Source organism: Cellulomonas hominis (assembly GCF_005239125.1).
In the GTDB taxonomy this organism is placed as follows: domain Bacteria; phylum Actinomycetota; class Actinomycetes; order Actinomycetales; family Cellulomonadaceae; genus Cellulomonas; species Cellulomonas hominis_A.
The window spans coordinates 1-4,581 of the sequence record NZ_SZYE01000246.1; the positions used below are offsets into that span (position 1 = coordinate 1).

A 4,581-nucleotide genomic window follows, 5' to 3' on the forward strand; every position below is an offset into this window, starting at 1 on the left:
CCCCGCCGGCGAGCACCGCGCCCGCGACCCCGGCCGCGCCCGTGAGGGCCACCGCGGCCGCGACCAGCCAGCGCCGCCCGCGCGCCGGGAGCTGGACGCCCGCGGTGTACAGGGCGTCGACCAGGACCAGCAGCAGGCCGATCGAGCCGCCGAGGGGGAGGGTGCCGGCGAACGCGGCGGACGTCACCAGCAGGACCGCGAGCGGGTGCCGGCGCTTGGCGGCGAGCGCCGCGCAGCCCACCACCAGCAGCCCGGCGTGCAGCGCGTCGGCGGCCGGTCCCTCGGCGGGCGGGGCGGTGCTGGTCACGCCGAGGCCGAGCAGCAGCAGCCCGACGCCGAGGTACACCAGGGCCACGCCGCGGTCGTCGAGCCGCGGCCACCGGGCGGGTCGTCGCGGAGGCATGCGGCCATCCCAGCACGGACCTCCCCCGGGCGGGTCCTCCGAACGGACGACGCCCCCGCGCGGGATCGTGCGGACGGCCGACGCCCGGACCGGTGCGGCGCGGCGAGGCTGCCCGGCATGGACGCCCTGCGCGAGAACCCCGTCGCCCTGCTCGTCGTCGCCTGCGAGGTCGCCTTCTGGGTGTTCCTCGCCGCCGCGGTCGTCGCCCGCTACGTGCTGCGGCGCCGTCGCCTGTCGACGGTGCTGCTGCTCTGCGAGCCGCTGCTCGAGGTGGTGCTGGTCGTCGCGACGGTCGGCGACCTGCTCCGGGGCAGCGAGGCCACCTGGACCCACGGGCTCGCGGCGCTCTACCTCGGCTTCACGGTCGCGTTCGGGAAGCGGACCGTGCACGCCGTCGACGCGTGGGTGGCCCACCGGTTCTTCGGCGGCCCCGAGCCCGTGCGCCCGCCGAAGCACGGCCCGGTCCGGGTCCGGTACGAGTGGGCGCTGTGGTTCCGGGTGCTGCTCGCCTGGGTGGTGGCGTGGGCCGTGCTCGGCGTGCTGCTGCTGGTCGCCTCGGGCGCCGGCGAGGCGGCGGCGCAGCAGCGGGAGGTGCTGCTCGGCTGGGGCGCCCGGGCGACGCTGGTCCTGGTGGGCTGGCTGGTGTTCGGCCCGGTGTGGGAGACGCTGACGCCCGCGCGGCGCGAGGAGGAGCACCGCGCGGGCGACGGCGGTCAGCCCGCGAAGATCCGGCGGTAGGTCTCCGGCGGGAGCTTGGGCCGCCGGTGCTCGTCGCACAGGCCGTTGGTCTCCAGGCCCGTGTCGGTGAGCTGGGTGTAGCAGTAGCCCTGCAGGACCGTCGACGCGCGGACCGCCCCGACGATGTCGGACAGCCGCGCCTCCAGGTCCTCGGTCGACCGTGCCTCGGAGTAGCCCCAGGACCCCTCGGGCGCCCCCGGGGCGTAGGACACGCCGCCGAACTCCGTGAGCAGCACCGGGATGGTGCCCGGCTCGGGCGCCTCGCGGCCGACCCACATCCGCCGCCCGGCGGGCCCGACGCCGTCGAGCGTGGCGGCGACGGCGGCCGCGTCGGCGTACCGCGGGCCGAGCACCGCGCCGGTGTCGGCGTAGTCGTGCACGGTCAGCAGGTCGGAGGTCGTGTGCTCCCAGCCGTCGTTCGAGATGACCGGGCGCGTCGGGTCCAGGGCCCGCGTCAGGTCGGTGAGCGCCCGGCTGTACGCCTGCTGCGCCGGGTCGTGCGGGATGTGCTGCACGCCCCACGACTCGTTGAACGGCACCCACGCGATGATCGACGGGTGCGACACGTCGCGGCGCACGACGTCCAGCCACTCGCGGGTCAGCTGCGCGACCGCCTCGTCGCTGAACCGGTACGCGCCGGCCGTCTCCGACCACACCGCGAGCCCGAGGACGTCGCACCAGTACAGGTACCGCGGGTCCTCGACCTTCTGGTGCACCCGGACCGCGTTGAAGCCGAGGTCCTTGGTCAGCTGCACCTCGGCCCGCAGCGCGTCGGGGCTCGGCGGGGTCAGGTGCGACTCGGGCCAGTAGCCCTGCTCGAGCACGGAGCGGAGGAAGAACGGCCGGTCGTTGAGCAGCAGGGTCCCGCCGAGCACGGCGACCGAGCGCAGGCCGCAGTACGACTCCAGCCGGTCGAGCTCTGCGCCGTCCGGGCCGAGCAGGGCGACCTCCGCGTCGATCAGCACCGGGCTGTCCGGCGACCACAGCAGCCGCTCGTACTGCTGGCCGTTCGCCTGCCGCGCGATCGCCACCGTGAGGTCCGCGACGGAGCCCTCGACCGGCACCTCGGCGGCGCCCAGGTCCTCGCCCGCGCGGGTCAGCCGCACCCGGACCCGCGTCCCGGCCGGCGCGGCCGCGCGGAGCCGGACCTGCGCCGCCACCCGGCCGCCCGGCACGTCGGGCCGCCAGGCGACGTCCGCCACGGCCACGGCGGGGACGCGCTCCAGCCACACGGTGCGCCAGATGCCGGAGGTGCGGTGGTACCAGATCGCGTGCTGCTCGGGCTGCCAGTCCTGCTTGCCGCGCGGCTGCTCGACGTCGGTGCGGTCGTCGGTCGCGCGCACCACCACGACGTGCGCGTCCGCGGCGACGTCCGGGTCGAGCAGGTCGGTCACGTCCACCGAGAACGGCGTCTGGCCGCCCTCGTGCCGCACGGCGTGCTGGCCGTCCACCCACACGTCGGCCTCGTGGTCGACGGCGCCGAGGTGCAGCAGCAGCCGGTCGCCGCCCGGGCCCGCGCCGAGGTCGGCGGGGACCGCGAAGGAGCGCCGGTACCACAGGGCCGCGTGGTCGCCGTGGTCGCCGATCCCGGACGCCGCGGACTCCGGCGGGAACGGCACGACGATCTCGCGGTCGAACCGCCCGGCCGCCGCGGGGGCGTGCCAGCGCTCGCGCAGCCCGGCGTCGGCGTCGTCGAACGCGAAGGCCCACGGCCCGTCGAGCGACCACCAGCGGTCCGGGCGGACGAGCTGGGGGCGGGGGTGCAGGCCGCGGTCGGCTGCTGACGTCGTCGTCATGGGCGGTCCTTCGGTGTCGCGGGAGTGCTGGCCAGGTCGCGCACCGCCATGTTGCCACGTGGCAAAGGCGCGCGTCACGTCCCTGTGGGGGCGCGTCGCGGCGCCCCGCGCGGTCAGGACGCCGCGGTCGACTCCCGCGCCACGACCGCGTGCGGCACGGTCACGTCCTGGGCAGGCCCGGCCTCCTCGCCGAGCTGCACCCGCGTCACCAGCCGGCGCACCGCGGCCCGGGCGATCGCGTCCCGGTCGGGCCGCACCGAGGACAACGACGGCGTGGCGAACCGCGCCTCCTCGACGTCGTCGAACCCCATCAGCGCGATGTCCTGCGGGACCCGCACGCCGCGGGTCAGGCACGCGCGCAGCGCCCCCGCCGCGAGGACGTCGGTGAAGCAGAACACCGCATCCGGCCGGGGGTCGGCGTCGAGCAGGGCCGACATGGCGGCGAACCCGGCGGACCGCTCGTAGGCGTCGACGTACCGCATGAGCCGCGGGTCGGCGGGCAGCCCGGCGTCCGCGAGCGCCTCCCGGTACCCCGCCTCGCGCTGCGGGCCGGTGCGCGCGGCCGCGCCCGGCTCCAGCCCGATCGCGGCGATCCGGCGCCTGCCCGTCGCGACCAGGTGGGCGGTGGCGTCCCGGGCGGCGGCCACGTTGTCGATGTGCACGTGGTCGAACGAGGTCGGCACCGTGCGCTCGCCCAGCAGCACCACCGGCCGGTCCGGGTCCGCGGCCGCGAGGTCGTCGGGCGTGAGGGACAGCGGGCTGAGCACCAGCCCGTCGAACAGCGCGCCCCGCGGGCCGCGCAGCAGCAGCTCGCGCTCCCGGTCCGGGTCGCCGTCGGTCTGGTCCACGACGACCGTGAACCCGGCCCCGGTGGCCTCCCGGACCACCGCGCGGGCGAGCTCCGCGAAGTACGGCTGGTCGAGCGCCGGCACGACCAGCCCCAGCAGGCCGGTCCGGCCGGTGCGCAGCGACCGGGCAGCGGCGTTGGCGCGGTAGCCCAGCCGGTCGATCACGGCCTGCACGTGGGCGCGGGTGCGGGGCGCGACGTGCGGGTAGCCGGTGACGACGTTGGACACGGTGCGCGGGGACACGCCCGCCGCCCGGGCCACCTCCTGCAGCGTCACCGCCGACCTGCGCGCCATGCCGGGCACCCTAGCGGTGCCCGGACGCCGCCGTGGGCCCTCCGGGCGGCGTCGATAGGGTGCGGTTGTGCGCCCGAGCCCCCCGCCGCCCGTCGTCGACCCGACGACCACGGACCCGGCGGCCGGCACGGGTCGGGCCGCGGCGGCCGTGGCGCTGGTCGCGCTCGGCGCGGTCGGCGTCGCCCAGGTCGCCACCGCGGCCGTGCTGCCCGCGCTCACCCGGCAGCTCGGGCTGGCGGACTGGCAGGCCGGCGCGGTGACGTCGCTGTCCGGGGCCGTGGTCGTCGCGACCAGCCCCTGGTGGGGGCGGCGCGCGGACCGGCACGGCGCCCGCCCGGTGCTCCTGGCGGCGGTGCTCGCGGGTGCGCTCGGCGCCGGCGCGGTCGCCGCCGTGCTCGCCGCCGGGGACCTGCCCGCGGGCGTGGCGTGGGTGCTGCTGCTGCTCGCCCGGGGCCTCGGGATCGGCGCCGCCGTCGCCGCGGCCGGCCCGGCGACCCAGGTG

The 4,581-nt window shown here is 77.8% G+C and carries 4 protein-coding genes and 1 pseudogene; 2 read left to right on the forward strand and 3 right to left on the reverse strand.

The window, feature by feature from the left end; translation table 11 throughout:
* Positions 1-403: pseudogene (locus FA014_RS18055) on the reverse strand (hypothetical protein); the annotation flags it as partial.
* A gap of 117 nt (positions 404-520) precedes the next feature.
* Between FA014_RS18055 and FA014_RS18060 the strand changes: the two are divergent.
* Positions 521-1,141: a hypothetical protein gene (locus FA014_RS18060; protein ID WP_154731008.1), complete on the forward strand. Its 621-nt coding sequence runs from the start codon at positions 521-523 to the stop codon at positions 1,139-1,141.
* On the opposite strand, the gene FA014_RS18065 is transcribed toward FA014_RS18060, so the two are convergent.
* Complete coding sequence (locus FA014_RS18065; RefSeq protein ID WP_154731009.1) at positions 1,117-2,937, reverse strand: glycoside hydrolase family 2 protein; 1,821 nt, start codon at positions 2,935-2,937, stop codon at positions 1,117-1,119. The genes FA014_RS18060 and FA014_RS18065 overlap by 25 nt on opposite strands.
* 113 nt (positions 2,938-3,050) lie before the next feature.
* Positions 3,051-4,079, reverse strand: coding sequence for a LacI family DNA-binding transcriptional regulator (locus FA014_RS18070; protein WP_154731010.1), 1,029 nt, complete (start codon positions 4,077-4,079; stop codon positions 3,051-3,053).
* Positions 4,080-4,146: 67 nt separating this feature from the next.
* Between FA014_RS18070 and FA014_RS18075 the strand changes: the two genes are divergently transcribed.
* Positions 4,147-4,581, forward strand: a 435-nt coding sequence (locus FA014_RS18075; protein WP_328288223.1) for an MFS transporter, incomplete at its 3' end; no start/stop codon positions are given.

What these genes read in the sequence shown, in the direction of transcription:
- FA014_RS18070 (WP_154731010.1), bottom strand. Translation starts at nt 4,079, where the DNA reads ATGGCGCGCAGGTCGGCGGTGACGCTGCAGGAGGTGGCCCGGGCGGCG.
- FA014_RS18060 (WP_154731008.1), top strand. Translation starts at nt 521, where the DNA reads ATGGACGCCCTGCGCGAGAACCCCGTCGCCCTGCTCGTCGTCGCCTGC.
- FA014_RS18065 (WP_154731009.1), bottom strand. Translation starts at nt 2,937, where the DNA reads ATGACGACGACGTCAGCAGCCGACCGCGGCCTGCACCCCCGCCCCCAG.